The following is a 23,387-nucleotide window of genomic DNA, read 5'->3' on the forward strand; positions in this document are numbered from 1 at the left end:
GGCTTAAAAGCGGATGGAAATGTTACCCATTACATTCGTTCCGGCCTGTGCGGCGTAGCCGGCATAGTTGTAGCGCTCTACCTCTCCTTTTACTATCTTATAACCGCTGCCTGCATATCCGTTGTTTTCATACTCGGCATTGAAGAGGTTGTAGATGGTGAATCCTGCCGTAACCGACTTTACGTGAGGGAGCTTGAAGGTGTAAGCCAGGTTGAGGTTGCTCACGAAATAGGCGTTTAGCGTCTGGTCAGCCTGTCTGGCATTGCTCATGTACTGCTTGCTGACGTATTGCGATTGCAAGGCGGCCTCGAATCCCCGGTAGCTGAACGAGAAGCGGTTGTTCAGGATCAGGTCCGGCGAGAAGGCGATCGGTGTATTTCCGTGGCTGACCTCGACCGGATTCTTCCATTCGTCTTCATACAGCTTTTCGGTGAAGTTTTTCACCCGGTTTTTGCTCAGTGTACCGTTGATGTCCCACTGGAACCATTGGCAGGGCTTCACACCCAGCATCAGTTCCACTCCCATCCGGTAACTGTCGGGCACGTTGCGCGCCATAGCCTCGCCTATCTCGTTCAGCTCTCCGGTCAGTACCAACTGGTCTTTGTAGTCCATATAGTAGAAGTTGGCCCCGGCGCTCAGCCAAGTGTTCCGGTAGGTATATCCCAACTCATAGTCGAGCAGTTTTTCCGCCTTTGGATACTCGTCCGCGTTGCCGTCGGTATAGTTGTTCCGTGTCGGTTCCTTCTGGGCGATGGAGAACGATGCATAAACCCGGTTGTTGGCGTCTATGTCCCAGTTCAGCCCGGCTTTCGGGTTGAAAAAGTTGAAGTGATCGTTTACCGCCAGCTTTTGCAGGGCGTCCGCGTTGTAGTCAAACTTATCGTTGTCGCCGTTTATCTTATAGTTGATGTAGCGGTATTGCAGGTCGGCGTATGCATTGAGCCCCGCCACCAGGTTATAGTTAGCTTTCAGATAGAGGTTGCCGTCCGTCTTCTTCGCTTTATTCCGGTAGTATTCGTGGTCGGGGAGCAGTTCGCCGATGTAATTTTTCACCCAGATCACCCGTCCGAAGTGCCATCCGTCATAATGGTTCAGCGCACCTCCCAGTGAAGCGTTCAGCTTTCCGTTCTGGTAATTTACCGAGAACACGCCGCCACCGAAGTGGTTGTCCATCTTCTTCTGACGGATCAGGTCGCTCTTGTCCACCTCTTTGCCGTCATGCATGAAAGGTGGCAGGTGATACTCTTTCAGTGTCCGGTCCTCCTTATACTCCTGATAATATCCGTCTCCTTTCGTATAATGGAGTGCTGCGTTCAGGTTCCATTCCGGCGAGAAAGTGTGGTTCAGTAAGAGCTGGTAGTTCATTTGCAGATAGTTGTCTGTCTGGTCTTTGTAGAAACGGATGTTGCCGTCATCATCCGTGTACATGCCGCACGAGTTGAAACGTCGTCCGTACTTCTCCATTTCTTCCTTGCTGGCATAATTCCAGGCATGATACGTTTTCTCTTTTCCGCCGAAAGTGATGAACTTCACCGAAGTGTTGTCGGCGAAATATCCCCCCTGTGCATAAAAAGAATAAAGGTCTACCGAAGCCCGGTCGATGTATCCGTCCGTACCGATGTTGGACAGGCGGGCATCGAAGGCCCAATGGTCGTTCAACAGTCCGGTACCGAATTTTACCGTTTCTTTGTGCGCATTGAAGGTTCCGTACGAAGCATTCAGTTCGGCATACGGCTTCATCGAAATCCCCTCCGTCTGCATATTCACGCTGGCACCGAAAGCACCGGCACCGTTGGTCGAAGTTCCCGCACCGCGTTGCACCTGTATATCCTTCACCGATGAGGCAAAGTCGGGCATGTTCACCCAGAAAAGCGTATGGCTTTCGGCATCGTTCATCGGAATGCCGTTGGCGGTGATGTTGATACGTGTCCCGTCCGTTCCGCGCACACGCAGGGTGGTATAGCCGATGCCTGCCCCGGCATCACTGGTGGTCAGTGCCGAAGGTGTCATACTGAGCAGATACGGGATATCTTGCCCGAAGTTCTGCTTTTTGAGTTCCTCTTTCGACACGTTGGTAAATGCTACGGGAGTCTTCGAAGTGGCACGTGTGGATACTACCTGCACCTCTTGCAGGTTTACTACTTTCAAGCTGTCTGTCTCGCCCGCTTGCGCGAAGACGCTTGCTCCGGCTATCAGGCAGCCGGCAAAAATCATCTTTTTCATGTTGCTAATTTATTTTTCTCTACGCCGGCATTACCCGGATCAGGTCAAAGGGTATGTTCTCAGCCCGTCATGTTAAGGCACCCCTACTCAGTGAATCGGTGGCAAATTTACGCTTTTTGGGTGTGTTAAGCAAGAAACACTTCGCTATTTGATAAAAACATTGTAGCTTTGTCTGCTGTTATTAAATGAAAAACTTCTAAAATTATACTATTATGCTACTATTCTTTCAAGCCGCGCAACAAGTGGCAGACTCTCTGCAGGTGGCGGCCGATAAGCTTGATCAGGCCATTGCACAGGCCGATGGGCTGGATAAACTGGCTCTGGTTACCCAGCAGTTGATCGATTCGGGTATACAGGCCGGAGGTCACATTCTGAAGGCTGTGATTGTTTTTCTGGTCGGGCGTTTTCTGATCCGGATGCTGAACCGACTTGTAAAGCGTCTTATGGATAAGAGAAATGTCGATATCAGTATCAAAACTTTTGTAAGGAGCCTCGTTAATATCCTTCTCACCGTATTGCTGATTATTTCCGTGGTAGGTGCATTAGGAGTGGAAACCACTTCGTTCGCCGCTCTGCTGGCTTCTGCCGGTGTGGCTGTCGGTATGGCTCTTTCGGGCAATCTGCAGAACTTTGCTGGCGGACTGGTCATCCTGCTGTTCAAGCCTTATAAGGTGGGCGACTGGATAGATGCACAGAACGTCTCTGGTACTGTCAAGGAAATCCAGATCTTCCACACCATCCTGACCACTGCCGACAATAAATTGATTTATGTCCCGAACGGTGCACTGAGTAGTGGGGTCGTGACTAATTACAGCAATCAGACAACCCGGCGGGTAGAGTGGATTGTCGGTGTGGATTATGGTGAAGATTATAATAAGGTTGAGAAGGTGGTACGTGAGGTGCTGGCTACCGATAAGCGTATCCTGGATGATCCTGCTCCCTTTATAGCTCTCCATGCCTTGGATGCGAGTAGTGTGAACGTGGTGGTCCGTGTCTGGGTGAACAGTGCCGATTATTGGGGAGTATATTTCGATATTAACAAGGCGATTTATGCTACATTCAACGAACAAGGCATTAACTTCCCCTTCCCTCAACTTACGGTTCATCAGGCACCCAACTGATAATTCATGCAAAAAGGGTGGCTACTTCGTCGGAGGTAACCACCCTTTTTCAAGATTTATATTTAACCGATTAACACACTCCAAAATCTTCTGTCGGATCATACGTGTTGTCTGTGATGCCTAACAGATGGTTTATCTCTCTCCGCTTATCCAAATCCTTGAAATAGGTTTCCACCACTTTGTAAAGATCGAAACTGAATGTAGACCCGGCTGCCATATCCAATGACTCTACCATCTGTTCTACTGCCTGGTGGATTCTTTCTTGATCGATCAGGTGCAGCTCATTACTGTGAATAAGATATTTTTCCATAACCGTTGTTGTTTTAAATTTCTACAGATAAAACATTCTGAAAGAGGATAAGGTTCAATCTGTTTTTTCTTATCTTTGCGGTCTCTGTATTTTGCCTTAAATCTTTAAGTGGGGAATATTCGATAATGAATCAGTTCTTAGACTTTGACCAGAAACTGTATTCCGATCTACTATCCGAAGCATTTATTATCCACCGGATATAAGATTTACAAGGTTACGGGAATTAAAGCAGGGGGATGCCTGTTTTACCAAAATTTATTCTGTTCGGCATTGTATTCAAATCCGGCCGATCCCAGTTTGCCAATCAGTGTTTCTTTATTGACATTCATATCGTCACATAGTTCATCGAGCGATTTGTAACAATCGCGGAGTTTCATGTTGATGACGCTGAACAACATCATCGGGTCTTCTGGAAGTTCCATAATCATTCTTTTTTAAATGGTTGCAAAGATACGGTAACTCTGTTTATTCTGCAAGAAGAGCCCTTGTTTATTAGAACCATGAAAGGCATCGGTCTTTATTTATCAAAATAGTGGCATAATATCGGATTACCTACTGTGGTCAATACAGGCTCTTTAGACACCTCACCTGTCTGTATGTCCAGAGAGTAGATACCTTTCGCTTTAGTCGAAGAGTTACCTATCAGCACAGTTCCTTTGTAGAGGGCAAGCATGACTCCGAAACCATTGGAAAGGTCGAGTCCCTTGATCTTTTTCATGGACCGGTCGTATAGGTTTATTTCTACAGCGAGATCGGCGATGGCGGTATGTCCTTGTTCTCCGGGCTTGTAGTAACCGGGCATATTGATATAAGCATATGCTTTTCCATTGGTTACATACCGGATGGCAGAGATAAATCCCGCAGTTTTTTCTTCTCCGCTGATGTCAGCTCCCGTAATGGTCCAGCGATACGTTGGGTCGAACTCAGTCTCTCCTGCCTTGATACGCAATATGCCGGCATTATGACCTTTGACCATGCCAAAGGCACCGACACACGAAATATAGATATCCTTTTTTTCATCCATGAAGATTGAATAGCGGTCAATCGGACGGGTAGGCATGGAGATACCACTGGTTTTGTCTGTAATCATTTTCAGTAGTTTATCCGTTTGAGTGTCTATAATGGCAATGTCGCTGTATGGACGGTCCTGTGGAGGAACCCATCCGCCCACCATCTGGCTGAGGCCTACGTATAAAAGTCCGTCGCGCAACAACATGGCAGAGGGGTCCGGATTATTGTCGGACACTCCGAGAGAAGACAGATCGATCTCTCCCTTCTGGACCATGGTGATAGGGTTGAAAATAGCGATCCTGCCCAGTCCCGCCATAGATAGGTAGGCTTTTTCAGCAGAAGCGAAAACAATATTGGTGGCCGAAGAGTTGGGAGGCAATTTCATTGTTCCTGTCTTTGATAACCGGCCGTTGACTCTTGTGTATTTCACCAGTTCGTTTTTACTGTCACCCATGTATCCCGGGAATACAAAGATGTCGTTTCCTTCAATAACCGGATATGCTCCTCCGTAGGGAATGGGAATTCCGTTGTTATTGTTGGTATTCTGCGGAAATTCATCACGGATCAGCTGCAGGTAAGCGGCTCCCGTCATACCATCGGGGTTGGGCAGAATAGTTGCCAGGGCGATGTTAGCATTGTCGGCCGGGACTTTAGGGTCAGGATCCTTTTCGCATGCCGAAAATACAAGTGCAGTACCGGCAAGTGCCAGTGTCAGATTTCTAATCTTCATAGTTCTCTTGGTTTTTAAATAAATAATCTTGTTTCATTTCAATACATATCTCAGCCTTACTCCCCAATTGCGTCCGGGTAGAGGACGGTTGAATTCGGACATCATCCGGGCATTAGTCAGATTGTTTATCCGTGCTGTGATGATGAACCGTCCGTTCATGAAGCTATGCTCTATTCCGACGTTGGCAGAGAAGGTGCGTGGTATTCTTCGCTCTTGGAACCGGCTTTGTTCAAAGTCGTAGAAATACTCTTCAACGAAAGAACCGTCCGCAAAGATGCGGGTATTCTGCATTTTGCCTCCGAACAGATTTTCTTTATGAAATTCCAGTCCGGCGTTTGCCAGAAGATAGGGGATGTTAGGCATCCGGCTGCCTTTGGTCGGGTTGGGGACATGAGTGTTCGGTTCGAACTTTCGTACATCCCGCAAATCCTGATAGGTCATGTTGCAGTAGCCGTAAAGCCAGTGGGTAAGGTCCGCTTTCACCTCTACTTCTGCTCCCAAAGTGCGCATTTTTCCGAAATTCTGGTATTGCGATTGCAGATAACCTCCGGTAAACCGTATCATATTCTCGAGATACCCATAAAAAGTGTTCAATTCCAGTTGAAGATTACTGGCAGACTTTCCGGTACGGTCGAACAGGAACCCCAGATTGATGCTTGTGTTTCGTTCCGGGAGCAGATTTCCGGAAGGAGCGACTGCATATCCATCGCCCAAAAGTTCACTTTCGGTAGGCAGGCGTACGTCATATCCAACCGAAAACTTACCCATGAAGTCCGGAGTGAATCTGTAACGGAGGGCATTGCTGATACCGAAATCCCGTTTCAGCATGTCTACTTTTTCTGCTTCCGATGACATAATGCTGCTCATGTGAGTATTCATGCCGTATGTATAATACTTCACGTTAAGTGAATTCAGGAAAATATCATTGTTCGTGCGGAAATCGTATCCTATTCCGGCAATCCAACTCATCATCGTACTTTTGAAGTTGGTTTTATAACCGACAACTTTGTCCTTCAGGTCATCCTTAGGATGTCCGGATGCATAACTGAACAGTGAGTTGAAGTTTACAGAATGTTTGTTGTTGATAACGTAGTTCAGGTGTAACTTGTGGGTGATTGTATGTTTCTCGTTTCTGGCGTTTGAAGCCCATTTGCCTATTTCCCCTCCATATTCGGATACGGCGGGGTAAGTGGTACCGTCCCAATTGTACCGATATGCGGCGGTATCCACCATATGAAATACCGTATAAGCATAGGCCAGATTCGATTCCATATCGAGCCCTTCGACAAGAAAGTTTTCTTTCTCCAACTTGTTGGCAAAGAGGAAAGCGTCAGAGTAAGTGTGGGCTTTTTCAATATTATATTCGATTCCTTGGATTTCTTTGAAAGTGTGCATAAAGACAGGTTCAAACTCAATCAGGTCGAACCACCATTTACGTGCTTTCAGACTACCTGCAACAGCTAACTTTTTAAATTTATCGTGGTTACGTTTAATGACAAGCCCCTCTTCGAAGGGAGATTCCATCTTATAGTTGTTGTCAGAATAGGTATAGAATCCCCCGCCTCCGAATTCCAGTCCTTTAGAAGCGATATTCCGTTTGGTTACCAGTGAAAGCTTGTGGGTATTGAAACTTTCGATGCTGTAGCTGGCATCGAGGTACTTGGGCGGATACTCCCTGATGACAATGTTTACAGCTCCGCCTACGGACGATCCGCCAAACCTTGCGGGTACCACTCCTTTGTAGATTTCAATTCGGTCGATCATCTCCACGGGTATGTCATTAATGTCGATGAAGTCCGAATTATCATTCATCGGGCTTCCGTCAATGAAGAAACCGATTCGTTTCCCCTCCAGACCGCGTACCGATACCCGGGACGCACTGCCTACACCTCCTGTGTTACGGATGGTTACACCTACGGTTTTCGACAGGACATCTTGCACATTGCTGACCGTCCCCTGTAGTTGTTGCATGCTGATTACCGACATAGGCATGGCCTGCTCGCGCAGTTGGCGGGCTTCACTTTTGGCTGTGATGACAACTTCACCCAGTGACTGAGTTTCCGGTTCCAGGCGGATAACCAGCTTTTTACCTTTGGTATTCGGAATCGTTATTTCCTCTTTCCGGGTGTGATATCCCATAAATGAAAAAGTGACCGAATAACGTCCCGCAGGAGCTTCGATGAGGAACTCCCCGTTTTTATCCGCCGAGACGCCTTTCTTCAGTGCTTCTATATATATGTTGGCACCCGGGAGTATTTCCTCGTCATTGGTGTCGATGATGACTCCGCTCAGTTTGCCCGGTTGTGTTTGGGCCGGGAGGCCGCTGCACAGTGAGAGCAGAGTGATGATGAAAACACAGATTTTATTTCTCATATCCTGTTCTCCTTATTTAGATGATTGTTGTTGGAACTTCATATGTACTATCCGGGACGATTTCCGTAAAGATGGGAATAGTGGGAGCATCACTTTGAAGAACAGAGGCCATCGTTTTTTTAAGCGGTCCATATACAGGTATTCCTTAATCACGTGTAGTCCCGGATACCAGTCTTCCATCTCATATACGTTGTCTGTTCCCCATCGGAATGGTGCGTTATACTTCTTTACGTCCGGATGCCATTTGTAGTTACGGGCTGTCCATGTATTAATTACGTCGAATGCCATTTCCGCATGGTGGAAGCGTTGCCCGATCCGGTAAATTAACTCTCTGATATCTTCTTCTTTGAAGTACATCATCACTCCTTCCGATATGATCAGCAGAGGAAGACCTCTGGGAACAGAGTTCATCCATGAATCATCGAACATCGACCGGGCGATCATTTTATAATTATCCGTTTCCTTGAAGAAAAGTTTTCGTAACCCGATGGATTCTTCTACGTCGATGTCTAACCAAAGGCAATTGTGCAATGGAAGTCTTTTGTAGCGTGCATCCAGTCCGCATCCCAGATTTACGACGGTAGCTCCCTTAGGGTGTTTCGACAGGAAGTCGAGGATGATTTCGTCCAATACGAGGGTACGGGCAATTGTGCCCACCTGCGAACCTTCCGAAACTTTGTCTTTCGAAGAACTTGCCAGTTCGATTCGGTGGAGTATATCTATGGCATAAGGGTCTTTGATAGCGCCGTTGGGTTTTACTGTTTCTATAGCCCTTATTCGCAAGGTTATAAACAGAGTTTCGGGAACTCCTGATAAATTTACTTTCATGTTTAGTTTCTGCTTTTATATTTCCGGTTGTTGTTTATTATTCGTGGAGAATTACCTATTAATGGGGATTGTGCCGATAGGTGGCTTATTGTAATTTTGTATCTACTCTCCAATTGGAGACAAAAGTAGAGCCTTACCGGCTTTTACTGCTTACGCGAAAAGGAACTTGACTTTAACTTAAAGGAATAATGATGGCAACTCGGTTAATGAAACATGATTTGCATGAAATGATGCTGGAATGGCCCGTACAGAATCTGGCGGGAGAGAGCCGGACAGAAAGAAATAGTTATCGGATTGACAATGGGTATCTGAAGGCGACATTCGAAGAAATATGTACTCCGTTTTTTTCGATTATGGAACATCATATATCATGTGAGGAGTCCATTGAGATGTATGCACAGGCCGATGAATATCATGCTGTTTGGTTTTGTGCCGCTTTAGCCGGGCACGTCACTTGCTTTTACGACCCTATTACCCGGAGTGAGGAGTGGAACAAAGGAGATGCCAATCTCCTGCAATGTGACGGGATAGACTCATGCGTCTGTTTCCCTAAGCATACGCCGTTTCACATGATGGAGATTATGCTTTCCAACGATTATATCCGTGAACTTGCCGGACAATATCCCGATCTGTTTGGTAATGAAGATATCGAAACCATTTTTTGTGATAGACTCTACAGGGCATATCGGACAAATCGCCCTTTTTGTACCGGTATTTATAAAGCGTTGAGTGATATCAAGCTTTCACAGCTGAATGGGAATATGGCACTTATGTATGTGGATGCCAAGATTAGGGAAATTCTTTCGCTTTTTCTCGCACGGCGGGGAGGAGAGGAGTGTCTTCATTGTTCGTGTTCTGTCGGGATAGAGTGTGATAAGATCCATCATGCCAAGGCCATTATTGAGCAGGAGTATCTCAATCCCCCTTCGCTTCATCAGTTGGCATTGCGGGTAGGTACCAACGAATGTACTTTAAAACGAGGTTTCAAAACGGTATTTGGTACCACCGTGTTCGGTCATATCTTTGATTATCGTATGGAGATAGCCTGTCGTTATCTGCTGGATAGCAGTAAGACGATACAAGAGATCGGGGCATGTGTCGGTTATGAATATCATGCCCATTTCTCTACGGCCTTCAAACGGAAGTTCGGACTGACCCCTCTGGAATACAGGTGCAGCCGTTTGGGCGCCTCCTGAGGTGACGACGGGATTGTCGTCCGACGGAATAAATGGTAAAAGCGTTTGAGAAAAACTTCCTTTATCAGCAGATTTACACGATAATATCATTGGGATAAATCCGTATATGAAGTCTGGGCTGTGAAAGTTTGCGCGGGTTTTGCTCCCTTTGCTTGTTCAGACTTTGACGGCAGAAACAGCCAGCATCATAGGCCGTCTCAATTCCTCTTCCATATCCTTGATCTGTTGCAGCATCTCTTTAGTCGGTTGAGGCTCTATCACATTGGTTATGGTAAATCCGGTCTGCAATAGTCCCTGCAATATGGAAGTTAAAGTATGATGGAATTTCACTACCGTTTCTCCCAAGAAAGAGGTTTCCCGGTATCCTTCAGTGAAATAATGATCTACCGGCCAGTGCTGTGCGGTTCCTGCTGTGTTGTAAAACCAATCTTCGGTTCCATGTGCCGTAAATATCGGATGTTCCATTGTAAACACGAATGTTCCTCCTTGGGCTAATGTACGGTACACCTTTCGGAATATCTCTTCTAAATTTTCAATGTAGTGTAAAGCCAGTGAACTGACAACTACATCAAAGCGATTCGACGGATAATCATAGTCTTCTATCCCTATCCGGTGATATTCTATTCTGTCGGACTCCTTCTTTTTTTCAGCCTCTTGTAGCATTTTCTCAGACAAATCGATGCCCACCACATGGCTTGCTCCTTTAGAAGCTGCATACATGCAGTGCCATCCATAGCCACATCCCAAATCAAGTGTCCGTTTCCCTTCAAAATCAGGTAATATCTTTTCCAGTGTCGGCCATTCTCCCGCACCTTTCAACCCTTCTTTTGAGCGTAGCATCTCGCCATATTTCTCAAAGAAGGATTGTTTATCGTAAACATTCTCCTTCATAAATTATTAATCGTTTCTGTTTATACATCTTGCCCTGCATTTCACCTATGTATTAACCGCTGAAGGGGCAAAAGTACGAAAGATAATCTGTTGATTATCGGAATAGATCGTATTTTTGTGCCGATATCCACTTTGCTTTTCTTTGATCCTGGGAATTTTCTATAAAGTTATTAACAGGATAAATTGTTGATATATAGGTGGTAATCTCTTTTTAAATAGGCTTTGTGAACAACTTCATAGAGAGTCGTTGTCTGCTTTGAGACATCTTTTTGGATTCGTTGTTGGTGGAAACTTGTCAATGGCTTTAAATACACTCATAGCGAAGTTAGATACTAAATCCAGAAGCACTTCGACTAAAGTTCTTTTCATCCCTTTGGAAAGTAGCTTTCTTCACCTGACTTTCTTCATCTTAGCGGCTGAGATTTACATCTTAGCCGCTAAGATATAGATCTTGGCTGTCAAGATGCACATCTCGGCTGCTAAGATGAACTTAAATTACTTTCTTTCTCTGTTTCTCATTTAATGCTTTAGCACTTTGGAACGGGTAGTATCTTATTTAAGAACTTGCTTCTTAGCTTCCTTTTCACTACAGAGTATACAGAGAGAATCCCTTTTATTTTTTTTATTGAACAGCTTTTGAACGAAGTTATTAACAGTATAATTATCTGGATATCTGTGGTTTGTTTTGTAGTAAGCAGGTTTTATGAACAGGTGTGAATAAGGAACTTGTTGATAACTGGGAGAGGGGTATTAATCAAACAGCCTCAGAATTGATTCTGAGGCTGTTTGAGTGATCCGCCTGGGGCTCGAACACTTTATATTATGCTTCTGTAACCATTTGATTATCAACCTTTCTAAGATATCGGGTTTGTGAAGTCCTCCGATTTCACTCTGTATTACCTGCTGCATTTTACAGTGGTATTCATCCTTCTATCATGTTACAAAGTTACGAAATTTCTATTTGATATGCTAATTTGTGAGCCACTAATTGAACATAGCACTCTTATAATCAGATGAATATTATACATAACACCTTTGATAATATTTCAGACCGGATAGAGAATCTACTCTTGAAAAGCCTTACAATAATTATCTTCCAATAACTTTTCCACATCTGATTCTTTATACAAGATCTTCCCCCCTAACTGATAATAAGGAAGTATTCCATTGTTACGATACTCTTGCAAAGTTCTTCTGCTAATTTTTAATCATTGGGCTAACTCCTTATCTGTAATATATCGCTCTCCATTCAATGGAGGACGGCTATTATCTACGATCTTGTTCATTTTCACAAGCATACTGTCCAATGCCTTGAAAAAAGCAACAACCTGTTTGTTGTCTTTCATTATAATACCTTCCATGAGCTATTGATTTATATTTTTTGATTTTAAAACTTTCTCTTTCCGTTGAAGCCCGACAAAAGTCAATAATGCCTCTACATCCCCCGGTTTATAGAAAATCTTGTGCTGAATTTGTGAATAAGGTAATTTACCGTTATCTCTTAGAGTTTGTAATGTTCGGGGAGAAATATTCAATCTCAAACATACATCTTGGCTATCCATTCATGCACTAAGATTTTTGACATTGACTTTTTGATAAAGCGAATCTACTTGTTTTGTAAAAGCGTTGAATTGATTCATCATCTTTTCAAACAGCTTGGTTTCAATGTAAATGACTTCCATAATAATGATATTTTTTAAATTGCACCATAATTTTGATGCAAGATAGGGCGTATTTGCATGATTTAGGTTATAGTGTCATTTATTGTCATAGAAAGTCAGCTCTTTTCATAAGGAATGGAATTAATCAACTGGTGATAATACAAAATTACGCCAAAAGATAAAAAAGTGAAATAATTGCAAGAAAAGTGTTTTTTATGCAGATGATTTGTTATTTTTGTAGGAAAGTTACAAAATAAAAGGATGAATGTATGATTAGAGAACTCAGTATAGAAAATTTCATGTCAATACGAAAAGAGCAGGTGTTATCTTTCGAGGCTACCAAAGACAAGACCTCTCATGAGTTATTGACTGTCGAAATCAAACCGGGGATGCGGTTAAATCGTATGCTTATACTTTATGGGGCTAATGCTTCCGGGAAGAGTAATATTCTCTATGCCTATGAAACAATATGGAGAATGTTGGTTTCTCCCTATACTAATAAGCTGCAGGCCATACCTTTTTATCCGTTTGCTTTGGATAAGGATAAAAATACCCGATTGTCCGTGTCCTTTTATATAGGGCAAGTACGATACGATTATTCAGTGGAGTATAATAACCGCTATATCATTTCTGAGAAAATGGAATATGCTCCTAATGGAGTATTATCTTTATTTTATAGTCGGAAGTTTGTCCATGAAGATGTAGTACCGGATATTGAATTTGGTCGTACAGTCGGTTTGCATTTGAAAAGCAAGAAAACAATTGTAGACAATACTTTGAATAACCATACTGTACTGTCTACTTTCGCAAAAATATCTCTAAATGAAGATGCAAAGATATTCCGTGATACCTATAACTGGATTGTTCGGTATGTGCATGGCATGAAGGGAAATACTCTTTTGGATATTGCCCAACAGTTGATTGATAATAAAGAGAAGAAAGATTATTTTATATCGGCTATGCGAAAGGCTGATTTTAATATTTCTAATATAAGTATTGACAATGAAGCAAGAATGCAAAGTGGCAAAGATGTATTTTTTACTCATCACACCATAGACGGATCTGATTTTACTTTATCTTCTATTGACCAATCATTGGGGACATTACGCTATTTTCAGCTACAGGAATGCATGTTCAATATGTTGCGTGAAGATCATATATATAGTTTTGATGAAATAGAAAGTAATTTGCATTATGATCTTTTGCTCCATTTCCTGACAACATTTATGATGAATACTGCCAATTCTCAAATATTGTTCACTACACAAGACCAGCAGTTATTGGATGAAGAATTTATACGTCGGGATATGGTTTGGTTTACTGAGAAATCAAAGGAAGATGCCTCTACTGAACTTTATTGTGCTTCTGAATTTGGATTGCACAAGAATTTATCTCTTTATAAGGCATATAGAACAGGGAAACTCGGTGCTAAACCGGAATTAGGTTCCATTTTTTAAGGAAGTAATATGAAAATGCGAAAAACAAGAACTACAATAGCTGTTATTGGTGAAGGGCCGACTGAGAAATATTATTTGAAGTCATTGGAAGGTGTTATCCATGCACAAGTGAAACCAGTAGTTCCAAATCATGCCACCAGTATGGCTGAATTGGAACGTCGAATAGAACAATGCATCGATGACGGATATAATATGATATTCTGTCTAATTGATATGGATAATAAGAAAGAAGGGCGTAATCGAGAGAACTATTTAAGACTGAAAACAAAATATCATCAAAAAACGATCATCAAGAAGCGGCAAGGAACAGAAAGTCTAATACGTTTTTTTGAGAACGAGCGCTGTTTGGAAATATGGTTCTTGTATCATTTCAAATACACAACACAACAATTTAATAGCTCTAATGAATTAGCTAAGGAATTGGAGCATATTTGTAATTATGAAAAGACCGAGGATTTTTTTAGTAGAAAATGCAAAGGATTACATAATTTTTTGCTTGCCAATGGAGGAAATCTTGATATAGCAATTGAAAATTCTGAGAAATCTATATTATCTAAATTAAAGGAAGGACGTGAACATACTTATAGTGAAATGGCAGATTTCTTTTATGAAGTAATAAAGAAATAGTATCTTATTTTGGAAAAGTTTGACAGATTATAGTAAAACTTCAGTCAATATTGATGAAGATAACATTGAACACCTTTATCTAAGTTCCACTATTTGCGGCTTTTATTTAATTGCAAGTAAATCTAAAGGAAGAATTTCATCCTTAGTAAACCAATCATTGTCTATTGCTGTATTCTTTACGGCATCAACATTGTTGGTATATGCAACAATTGCAAGACTTTTCATGGCCCTACTACATATCACATAGAATAATCGGCGAGTTCTATCTATACTAGTTTCCTTTCCAACTTTCATATTTTTTTTATCGGTATCGCTAGTCTCTTTAGCTCCAAACAATTTTTCATAACTGAACAAAAAACCTCTGGCTTCATCATCATCAAGAATAGCTAATACTCTATCGAACTGTAAACCTTTAACGCCTTGATGCGTACCAAACATCGATTTATCGGAAATGTAGTCGTTATATTTAATAATCTTCTCAAATGTAGTTGATAATGCTTCATCCCATGCCGCAATCGACTCATCAATATCTTTGGATGAATCATCTACTATTACAGAGTCCTTATCCGTACGCTGCGCAATAACTTTAAGGCTATCCGGAATAACAAACAGCTTAGATTTTGCAATGTTATTTAAAATATCAAGTAACTTTGGATTGTCATTATTTTTCCAGAGCGAAAACAAACTATTAACAGCGGTATTAGCACTTTTGATAACATCAGTTTGCTTTTCATGGAGTTTTATATTTTCTCTCTTAAACATAGGCGAATTCAGTCGAACAATTCTTGAAACGGCAAACTCATCCCCATTCCTTTTCGCCTCAATAAGAGGAAGAACGAATTGAGTAAAGAATCGTATTCCAGGTAGAGAGCCATCCAATAACCCGATTCGATAGCGTTCAACTTTATATAAAGAAGCAAATAAATCGTCGAATCCCATTCTTTTAGCAGCCATATGGTGTTCCAATGTCAGCGTTTTTACAGCCTTCTCATCGCTACTATTAATCCACAAATCATCCCCTGTTATTTCTGCCATCTTCTGCTTTATCGCATTTTCAATGGCTATTTTGTTGTCAACATCAGAAGGAATAATGAAGAAACGAACAAAACCATCTTCTTTATCAGTTCTTGGAAGTTGTTCAATACCATCTGCATCACTGCGAATCTTATTGATAAGGGTAACCACTCTTTTAGGGCATCTATGATTTAATTTCTTTTCAGGCTTATACCAGTCATTAGGTAGATTGGTACCTAGATTCTCTTTCCCATCAGTATATATCCTTTGCATAGTATCCCCAAACAACCCAAGAGAAAAGTTTTTATTCTTTTCTTGAACCATGAATAGCGCATTTATTAATTCTTTCTTAGTGTCCTGACTTTCATCAACCAACAAAATAGGATATTTCTGAATTAATATTTTTTGAAAGAGAGGCTTATTTTCTAAGAAAAAAGCACTTATGCTAATGACCTCAGTATGACTTAACGAATTATCTTCTATATTGTCGCCATTAGGGTTATATGCAAATTTTGATATTCTATCTAATGTCGAAAGCCGATTTTTCTTATTCTCAATCTTCCTTTTTCTATCAACAGATGTTTTAGTTCCAGGACGCCCTTTCGATTCTTCAATCTCTAATTCGTCTATTTCTTTGTTTAGTGTATTACGTAGCCAGTTCTTAATATCTGCCGTGTAATGTCTGATTAATTCCCATGCAAAGCTGTGTATTGTTGAAACGGCAAATGTGGGATCATTTTTTAAGCGGTGAATAATTTCATCACAGGCAGCATTTGTATAAGTTATTATGGCAACATTCTTTCTACGGAGTTTCAATTCGTCTCCGTACTTATCTTTGATTTGCTCTAGAACATTGACTAATGACCTTGTTTTTCCGGAGCCAGCACCGGCAAATAGGAAGAAACTTTTAGGATTTTGAAGATTCAAACAAGCCAAAAGTTCTTCATCCACTTTGTCATCTAGGCAATTATCGTAATCTGTTATCATTTTATAGCATTTGAAGAAACCGACATACTACAGTTACTGCTGTTTTTCTCTAATATTTCTGAAAGCCATTTTAGACCTTCTGAAATATATGTTGGAGTTTTGATTTTTTTCGTGTCATCAATGAAAAGTAGATTCAAAGAAAATTCTGCCTTTTTTGCATTATCCAATGCTTCAAACATTTTTCTTAAACATTCTTTAATTGTCGATTCATTCAGTGCTTCCGAATATTTCTTTATCAAGCCATCTCCCTTCATTGATTTGAATAGATCAATGTTGTCAAAAACTAGTGCTTCTTCAAATGTATAGGGATAAACAGTGACTACTTTATTTTTAAAAGTGATTTTAGTGCCATATTGGTATGCGACTCTCACCAAGCCATTTGAGGATTGCTTTTTAGTTGATGCTAAATCAACAAGCTCCTCAATAGATTCTTTAGCAGGAGTCCATTGCTTTAACGTAGAACTATTAGTGACGTAGTTTTTCCCCTTTTCGGGACGAACTGATCTCCTATGTGCATTCGGATCAACAGAGTCTATATCAGTTATAATCAAGGTGATTATACCAAGATCATCAATTAGTGGTCTTAGTCGATGAGCATGACTTCCGCCGATTTCCAGCAATGAAATATATGCAGAAGCGAGCTTCGGAAATTCTTGATTAATAAAGAAAGGTAGTAGCATTCTTTCCGCTTGCCCTTCTATGAGAATTGCGGCATCTGCAAAGAACAAATCACAGTGGGTCGTTTTCAAGTACCTTTTTGCAAATTTTGTTGTTTCATCTTCCGCACCAAATGTTTTGGATAAGTTTATAACTGTTGAAGTCGGAATTTGGTTTTGGGTAATATTCCGTTTAAAATAGCGCAAAGACTTAAAATCACATTCATGTGCGATGTGACTTGAATGTGTGCTGATAATTAATTGTGTACAGAAGTCTTTCTTCTCTTTAAGACGAGCATGATTTCTTAATACATCATATGCTTTACGTATAAACACTTGTTGCACTTGAGCATGTAAATGTGCTTCCGGTTCTTCCACCAGAATAATATGTAAAGGTTCTATCTCATGAGTCGAATTTTTGGCAATTTTCCCGACTTTCATCCACTCATCTCTAAATCGAATGAGTTTGAAAATCATAGAAATTAGATTCTGATATCCTAAACCATTGTATTTTTCCGATAACCTTAGGCATTGTTCGTCTGTTTCCCCTTTTTGAACATTGAAAAGGACTGCCGAATCATGTTTGAGTCCATCAACCGGACTGACTTTGGTTGAAATGCTTATTTCCGGATTACCAAATCCAGGGTAATTCAGGTTTCTCAATTCATCGAGAGAGGAGGAAAAGCCAGCTTCTAATCGTATGTCAAAAGCCTTATTCGCTTCCTCAATTGCCTCCAATGCATCCAAGTCAGTGGCATCTATAGTCTCTGTTGGATTTATATGTTTTGAGTAGTATTCACGTAGTTGGCTGGACAAGTTACTAATACCCGTTTCAGGAGTATTAGGGTCTGAGAAACCTCTTTGAGCATTAATTATGTCAATCTTTACTAAACCTTGAAAAGGATCGAAATCAATAGGTATATTATCTTCTGAAAGTAGTTGAGGCGTATCTCCCTGCCCAAATTTACTAGGATCAAGAATATATGCATTGACTGTAAAATATGTGTGTAATTTCTTCTGTAAAAAATCCCACAAGTGAATAGGCCATAATTTCGTTGCCTTTTTGCTTCGATCTTTCGTTAATTCTTCAATTGTAGATTTAGCTGTAGTATAATCCGTATACAGAGTTTTTATATCTTTAGGCTCAAACCTTAATCGAATACCCAATTTCCCACTAGCCCAATCCAACGTAGGAATAATCCGGTTCACGTAATGTATCTCATTTTCTTCCACATTAATCCACACATCTAATTGTGGGACGAATGGTTGCCAAGCAGAAATAGATAACTTGTTTTCATCTAAATCTGATTCTTTAGAATAGACTATGTAATCATTTCCAATTTTATTGATTTCTCTCCAATTGGATAGAGTAAAATCTTGTGTAGTAAAACTTTTCTTGTCTCTGAAAAATAAAATCAAACAATCCATAGCAGAAGTTTTACCACTATTGTTAGCCCCGACAAATATCGTTCTATCATCTGCAATATCAATTCGAGAAGATTTTAATTTTCTGAAATTTTGTATTTCAAGACAAGATATTCTCATAATGTAAATATTTATGTTGCTTACTTTTTCTATTAGTTCTTCTGCCGGATAGTTTCTTCCATATCCCTCTTAAAGTTTTGACCTCTTTCTCTGAAAATTTAAGTTGTTTGATCAACAATTCTCTATCAACAATATCAAGAACTTCTTCAATCTTTCTCTGTCGGATTAAAGAATCTACTCGTTTAAAGTCAATATTATGCTTTCCCAATATGGGCAAAGGTAGTTCCTCTATCTCGGTTGGTTCAAAAGTAAGAACTCCGCCACCATAACTTCTACCGGTTATTTCGGAAAAAGCAAAAGTTAAAGAATTAAGATATGAGAGAGCAATAGTTTCCCCACTTATGGCTTTGGTTTTAAAGCGTACCCTATGAATTGTATCTGTTGAAGATGCTTCTGCTTGGTTAAGTATAAGTTTTGGATAATCCCCCACCTGTCTTAAAACAAAGGCATCCGGTGTCCATAGAGAAGGTGTCAAATACCAGAGTTTTCGGATACTGCACTTATAACCTTCATGGTATTTTTGTGTTTCCCCATAAGAAATATAGTCCCGACATTCTTTAGGTAATGTAGCATAATCCTTTGCAGGAGGAATAAATAGATAAACAGGAAGATTTGCCTCTGAGTTTTTCTGAAAGTCTTCCTCATTGTATACAATTCCTTTAAAATAATTTGATTTGCCTACCACATGAGTTGTGTAGGGCATGAGCTTTTTTTCGGAAACAGTTTCTTTATTAAGCATAAAGAAATTATTTTTCCCGGTAACAATACCTACGTCAACGTCCATAATCGTTGAACATGGCAAGATTCTGTTATCAGATTTAATCTTTCTTAAAAGCTGAATTTCATCTGCATTCAAAAAATATTTTGTCCATTTTTCTGTCGAATGGTCAAGATACTTCACGTCTGATTGATGAATAATATCAAAATCAATATTTTCAAGTTCAACCAAATTCTCGACTTCAATAACCCTAATTCCATGGTTGTCAGCTAAATCTTTCTCGCAAAGAAGCAATACTACTTCCTGCTGGATATCATCAAAAACTAATTTTCTAAATGTAACAATAGTAATCCTCGAAAAAAAGTTAGAGAGGAATACTCTTGTTTCCGCGGCATATTTTACTTGGAATAATTCTGCCGGAATAACCATTGCTAACTTTCCAGAGGGTTTTAATTTACTGGCGGAAATAACAAGAAATGGAACCCAGATATTTATAAGTTTGTTGGGATGCAGTTTTAATTCATGCATCATTTTAAGTGCCAACTCCCGATGTTCTTCAGGGAAGTTTTGATAACGGATGAAAGGAGGGTTACCAATAACCACATCAAATTTTTCCTTAGCTGTTGAAATATAGCTAAAGAAATCTGCGTTCTGAATTGTATTTGAATTTAAACCGTATTTTGCTGCTCTTATTTTGGATTTTTGGGCTTCTTTATCGATCAACTCAATTCCTTTTATCAATCCAGATAAATTATTGCCGTCAACTCCTAATTTATTAAACCGTCGTATGGCAGACTCTATAAAATTTCCATCGCCACAACTTGGTTCCAGGACTTTCTGTGCAGGGCTGTTAATTGCCCATTTACAAATAAAGTCAGTGATCTCCTGTGGTGTGTAATACCCACCACGAAGTTTCTTCGAATCTATATTCTCTATTTTCTCCACTACTATATTAGTCTTCATTTATGTCACTATTTAACAACTCATCAGCCTCAATCTCTCTTATATCTTCATCTGATAATCCATAGAGCAAATTGACTTTTGAAATAAGTAAATTCCAAAGTAGGTTCATTTTACGTTGAAGAACCCTTCTCTCGGATGTTATATGTATACCCTTACTTGCCTGCTTCGTCTCTATTAATCCGTTGACGGCTTTGATTATCTCTTTATATAGAGTAACCTCTGATTTATTATTAAAATCGATCAATCGGATTGGTAAATTCTCGATAAACTGCTTGCCATGAGAATAATATGCCCCTCTGAATTCACTGGCACCGGATTTAACCATGGCCTCGATTACTGGATGAGAAAGAATTCCCAATATGTAATGCAAAGAATAACTAGACTTGGCAAATAAAGAATAATATGGGCCGTTTCCTCCTCCCGTAAATTGCAGATTATTTGCATCAAATACATACCCTGGCTTCGTAGACAGAACTGGCCAGATTAATTTGGGGGTATCATGGAATCGGGTTAAGCTTTGCGATCTTCCATATTGATACCATTTGGGTTCTTTGCTACCATTAATACTTCGTTTAACGAGTATGTCTTTATGTTCATTTAAATACCCCCATGTCAACGGGAAATTGGTTTGGAAATGCTGTTCTGAAAAAACTTCGGCTTTCCCTCCTTGAATTATGTACGGGAAAATAATTTTAGCGTTGGAAGCTACTGTATCAAATAATTCGAGCGAGAGATCATACAAACAAGGTTTGCATATAGCTTTTTCTACTTCGTATATATTGTTTTTATATTTGAAACGATATGTGGTTTCAGTTTCCTCAATTGGTTGAAAGATGTAAATTTTATCTGCGCTTGTTTGCAGACCAACAGCAATCTCGGCAATAGAACTAAGCGGAGCCGTTTGTGGACTTCTCAATTTGTTAAAAATACTTTCAGTGCTTTTAGACACAAATACCCAGGGATTTTCCCTGAACAAAGCCGATTTATAGGTATCATATTTTATAGCTCCTGTTATAAATTCAGGAGAAAAAACACGAATGCGTTTAAAGTAAAAATCATCTCTTTTTTTCTTGTCCAGTATTAAAATCGCAGTATAAGTACTACGATTGGGGAACGCCTGACTAACTCCAAAATGTATGATTTTTTGTATCGATGCTTTTTGAATTATAAATCGACGAAGAAATTTACCTCCTTTTACAATGAAAAATTTATGCGGAACGATGTAGCCTAACATCCCATTGTCGTTAAGTAATTCAATTGCTCTTTGAATAAACAAGTAGTATTTATCAAAAGCATCAGATACGGCAACTTCATAACCAGAAATTTTATTCTGAAAAAAGAAAATCTCTTCACTTGAAAATTTTGCTATATTCTGGATTCTTACATATGGTGGATTACCAATAATAGCATCAAATCCGTTGGATTGCCTTAAGAAGTCAAATTCATCATTCCAGTTAAAGGGCTTTATTTTGAAAAGTAAACTATTGTCTTCTATGGCTTCTGGCTTATAGGTGAAGTAAGTGTCATCAATTAATGAGTTTCCACACTTGATATTACTATCCAAATTAGGAAGAGCTTTTGTGTCATATTTGGCAAGGAAATCATCTATTGAACTAGCATTCTCGTTTTCCAGAAGTTTGAGTAATAAGCTAAATTTAGCCACTTCTACAGCATAGGGATTGATATCTACTCCGAAAATATTATCGGTTAGAATCTGGTGTTTTGCTCGCATTGTAAGGTGATAAGAGCCGTCAAAGGTTTTATATATTACCTGGGAATTATCACCTCCCATGTGAACCAAACTTAAGATGATTTTTTCAAGAAAGTAATCATACGCCGATATGAGAAACGTCCCGGAACCACAACAAATATCAGCAATTTTTAATTGTTGAATTTGCTGTAATGATTTACCCGAAAACAAAGGGTTAAAGGTTTCGTTAACGATATTTCGGACGATGAGTTTAGGCGTTGGAACAACACCACTTGATGCGGCCACTTCGGGTTCTTGAACAACAGAAATGGTATGATCATCTACAATATTAATCTTACTCCCCAAATATCTCTCATAAATCTGACTTAAAATGGCTGGATCAACAACAGAAAAATCATAAGGGCTTTGCGGATAATATAGTTCATTGAAAATGCTAATAAGAATACCTGGATTAATTTTGATGTTAAGAGAGAAATTATCCTCGATAAAATCGAAAAGTCCAGAATTGTATTTTTTGTCAGAGCGTACAAACAGTGCTTTTAGTTCATCATAACTCTTAATATGCTTAAGGGTTTCGTACTTCTCGATTTCTCTGTCTTCGCAAATACGAAGGAAAATGATTCGATTGAGTAATCGCTGAACGAGGAAATTTATTTCTTCGTTGTTAAATCCCGTATTATTTGCAATAATGTCGATTGCTAAACCTTCTCTCCAATTTTCTATTTGTTTCAAAAAATACTCATCAAACGTAATCGTTTCTTTTTGCGCAAGAGAGAAATATTCGTCAATATAACCTGATGCTATTGACTGGAAAGAGAGAATTCGATATAATTCATCAAAGTCAACAATAAATTGAGAATAGTGAAATGATTTATAACGAGCTGTATTAACACTATCGTTCACTACAGGTTTAAGCCTACAATCATAAATAGAAAGTATCTCAAAATTAGTAAGAATTGAGATTCCTAGGTTAGCATTCCAACCATATCGGCGTGTTTGGAAAGCTGGCTTATTTGTTTTATCTAGATCGATAGATACCTTCTTTGCCTCAATGAAAAGTTTTCTAATGCCTTGAATTCGTAAAGTATAATCAGGGTTTTTCTTGGTTACCACATCTTCTTCCTCAACATCAATACTTTCTTCTTGTATTACTTCACGGAGAAATTGTGATTTGCCTTGTTCGTTATCAACGTCCCATCCAAATGTTTTTAGTAATGGGTTAAGAAAATCTATCCGTAGTTGAGCTTCGCTATATTGGGTGGTTTTATATATGGCATATTCTCTTTCGAAAGCACTTATCAGCACCTTCAACTGTTCCAAACTTTCTTCTTTAGATTGTGTTACTTTATATGCCATAAGCCATTA

16 protein-coding genes, 1 pseudogene and 1 riboswitch are annotated in these 23,387 nt (G+C 39.9%); of the genes and pseudogenes, 4 read left to right on the forward strand and 13 right to left on the reverse strand.

The features are described from left to right. Window positions 1-3: 3 nt before the first annotated feature. On the reverse strand, window positions 4-2,223 hold the full coding sequence (locus KO473_RS16335) for a TonB-dependent receptor (protein WP_005823111.1): 2,220 nt from the start codon (window positions 2,221-2,223) through the stop codon (window positions 4-6). Further along, a riboswitch (TPP riboswitch) is annotated at window positions 2,222-2,318 on the reverse strand. It overlaps the preceding gene by 2 nt. A 117-nt stretch (window positions 2,319-2,435) precedes the next feature. Here KO473_RS16335 and KO473_RS16340 point away from each other — a divergent pair. After that, complete coding sequence (locus tag KO473_RS16340; RefSeq protein WP_005823114.1) at window positions 2,436-3,344, forward strand: mechanosensitive ion channel family protein; 909 nt, start codon at window positions 2,436-2,438, stop codon at window positions 3,342-3,344. Between the two features lie 70 nt (window positions 3,345-3,414). Here the strand turns inward: KO473_RS16340 and KO473_RS16345 are convergent, their stop codons facing one another. From KO473_RS16345 to KO473_RS16365, 5 genes are all read right to left on the reverse strand, one after another. Next, window positions 3,415-3,654 carry a hypothetical protein gene (locus tag KO473_RS16345; RefSeq protein ID WP_005778611.1) on the reverse strand — a complete coding sequence of 80 codons (240 nt, stop codon included), beginning with the start codon at window positions 3,652-3,654 and terminating at the stop codon, window positions 3,415-3,417. Between the two features lie 245 nt (window positions 3,655-3,899). Then, window positions 3,900-4,076, reverse strand: a complete 177-nt coding sequence (locus tag KO473_RS16350) for a DUF4250 domain-containing protein (protein ID WP_005778593.1) — start codon at window positions 4,074-4,076, stop codon at window positions 3,900-3,902. Window positions 4,077-4,171: 95 nt separating this feature from the next. Further along, window positions 4,172-5,395 (reverse strand): hypothetical protein, encoded by a 1,224-nt coding sequence (locus KO473_RS16355; protein ID WP_005823124.1) that lies wholly within the window; start codon window positions 5,393-5,395, stop codon window positions 4,172-4,174. Between the two features lie 33 nt (window positions 5,396-5,428). Beyond that, on the reverse strand, window positions 5,429-7,768 hold the full coding sequence (locus tag KO473_RS16360; RefSeq protein WP_005823128.1) for a TonB-dependent receptor: 2,340 nt from the start codon (window positions 7,766-7,768) through the stop codon (window positions 5,429-5,431). 12 nt (window positions 7,769-7,780) lie between these two features. Further along, window positions 7,781-8,596 (reverse strand): class I SAM-dependent methyltransferase, encoded by an 816-nt coding sequence (locus tag KO473_RS16365; protein WP_005823130.1) that lies wholly within the window; start codon window positions 8,594-8,596, stop codon window positions 7,781-7,783. Between the two features lie 188 nt (window positions 8,597-8,784). Between KO473_RS16365 and KO473_RS16370 the strand changes: the two genes are divergently transcribed. Then, window positions 8,785-9,792, forward strand: coding sequence for a helix-turn-helix transcriptional regulator (locus KO473_RS16370; RefSeq protein WP_005823133.1), 1,008 nt, complete (start codon window positions 8,785-8,787; stop codon window positions 9,790-9,792). Between the two features lie 156 nt (window positions 9,793-9,948). Here KO473_RS16370 and KO473_RS16375 read toward each other — a convergent pair whose 3' ends face one another. From KO473_RS16375 to KO473_RS16385, 3 genes and pseudogenes are all read right to left on the reverse strand, one after another. Next, the gene (locus KO473_RS16375) at window positions 9,949-10,683 is read right to left on the reverse strand and encodes a bifunctional 2-polyprenyl-6-hydroxyphenol methylase/3-demethylubiquinol 3-O-methyltransferase UbiG (RefSeq protein WP_005823136.1); all 735 of its coding nucleotides are present in this window, start codon (window positions 10,681-10,683) and stop codon (window positions 9,949-9,951) included. A gap of 1,064 nt (window positions 10,684-11,747) precedes the next feature. Continuing rightward, window positions 11,748-12,044 (reverse strand): annotated as a pseudogene (locus KO473_RS16380) (helix-turn-helix domain-containing protein). A 3-nt stretch (window positions 12,045-12,047) separates the two neighbouring features. Then, complete coding sequence (locus KO473_RS16385) at window positions 12,048-12,245, reverse strand: helix-turn-helix domain-containing protein (protein WP_005805122.1); 198 nt, start codon at window positions 12,243-12,245, stop codon at window positions 12,048-12,050. Between the two features lie 368 nt (window positions 12,246-12,613). Between KO473_RS16385 and KO473_RS16390 the strand changes: the two genes are divergently transcribed. Continuing rightward, entirely contained in the window at window positions 12,614-13,801 is a 1,188-nt protein-coding gene (locus tag KO473_RS16390) for an ATP/GTP-binding protein (RefSeq protein ID WP_005823142.1), read from the forward strand. A 9-nt stretch (window positions 13,802-13,810) separates the two neighbouring features. Next, window positions 13,811-14,428 (forward strand): RloB family protein, encoded by a 618-nt coding sequence (locus KO473_RS16395; RefSeq protein WP_229076416.1) that lies wholly within the window; start codon window positions 13,811-13,813, stop codon window positions 14,426-14,428. Between the two features lie 102 nt (window positions 14,429-14,530). On the opposite strand, the gene KO473_RS16400 is transcribed toward KO473_RS16395, so the two are convergent. Genes KO473_RS16400 through KO473_RS16415 form a run of 4 tightly spaced genes read right to left on the reverse strand, consistent with a single transcriptional unit; the run spans window position 14,531 to window position 23,378 of the window. Next, window positions 14,531-16,429: a UvrD-helicase domain-containing protein gene (locus KO473_RS16400; RefSeq protein WP_005805147.1), complete on the reverse strand. Its 1,899-nt coding sequence runs from the start codon at window positions 16,427-16,429 to the stop codon at window positions 14,531-14,533. Then, window positions 16,426-18,630 (reverse strand): ATP-dependent endonuclease, encoded by a 2,205-nt coding sequence (locus tag KO473_RS16405; RefSeq protein ID WP_005805149.1) that lies wholly within the window; start codon window positions 18,628-18,630, stop codon window positions 16,426-16,428. Before KO473_RS16405 ends, KO473_RS16400 begins: the two co-directional genes overlap by 4 nt. Next, window positions 18,611-20,311: an N-6 DNA methylase gene (locus tag KO473_RS16410; protein WP_122130390.1), complete on the reverse strand. Its 1,701-nt coding sequence runs from the start codon at window positions 20,309-20,311 to the stop codon at window positions 18,611-18,613. The genes KO473_RS16405 and KO473_RS16410 overlap by 20 nt, the downstream gene beginning before the upstream one ends. After that, a complete protein-coding gene (locus KO473_RS16415) occupies window positions 20,301-23,378 on the reverse strand; it encodes an Eco57I restriction-modification methylase domain-containing protein (protein ID WP_005805152.1) in 3,078 nt (1,025 codons plus the stop codon). The genes KO473_RS16410 and KO473_RS16415 overlap by 11 nt, the downstream gene beginning before the upstream one ends. Window positions 23,379-23,387 lie beyond the last annotated feature (9 nt).

The sequence above is a fragment of the Bacteroides sp. HF-4919 genome (genome assembly GCF_018860125.1).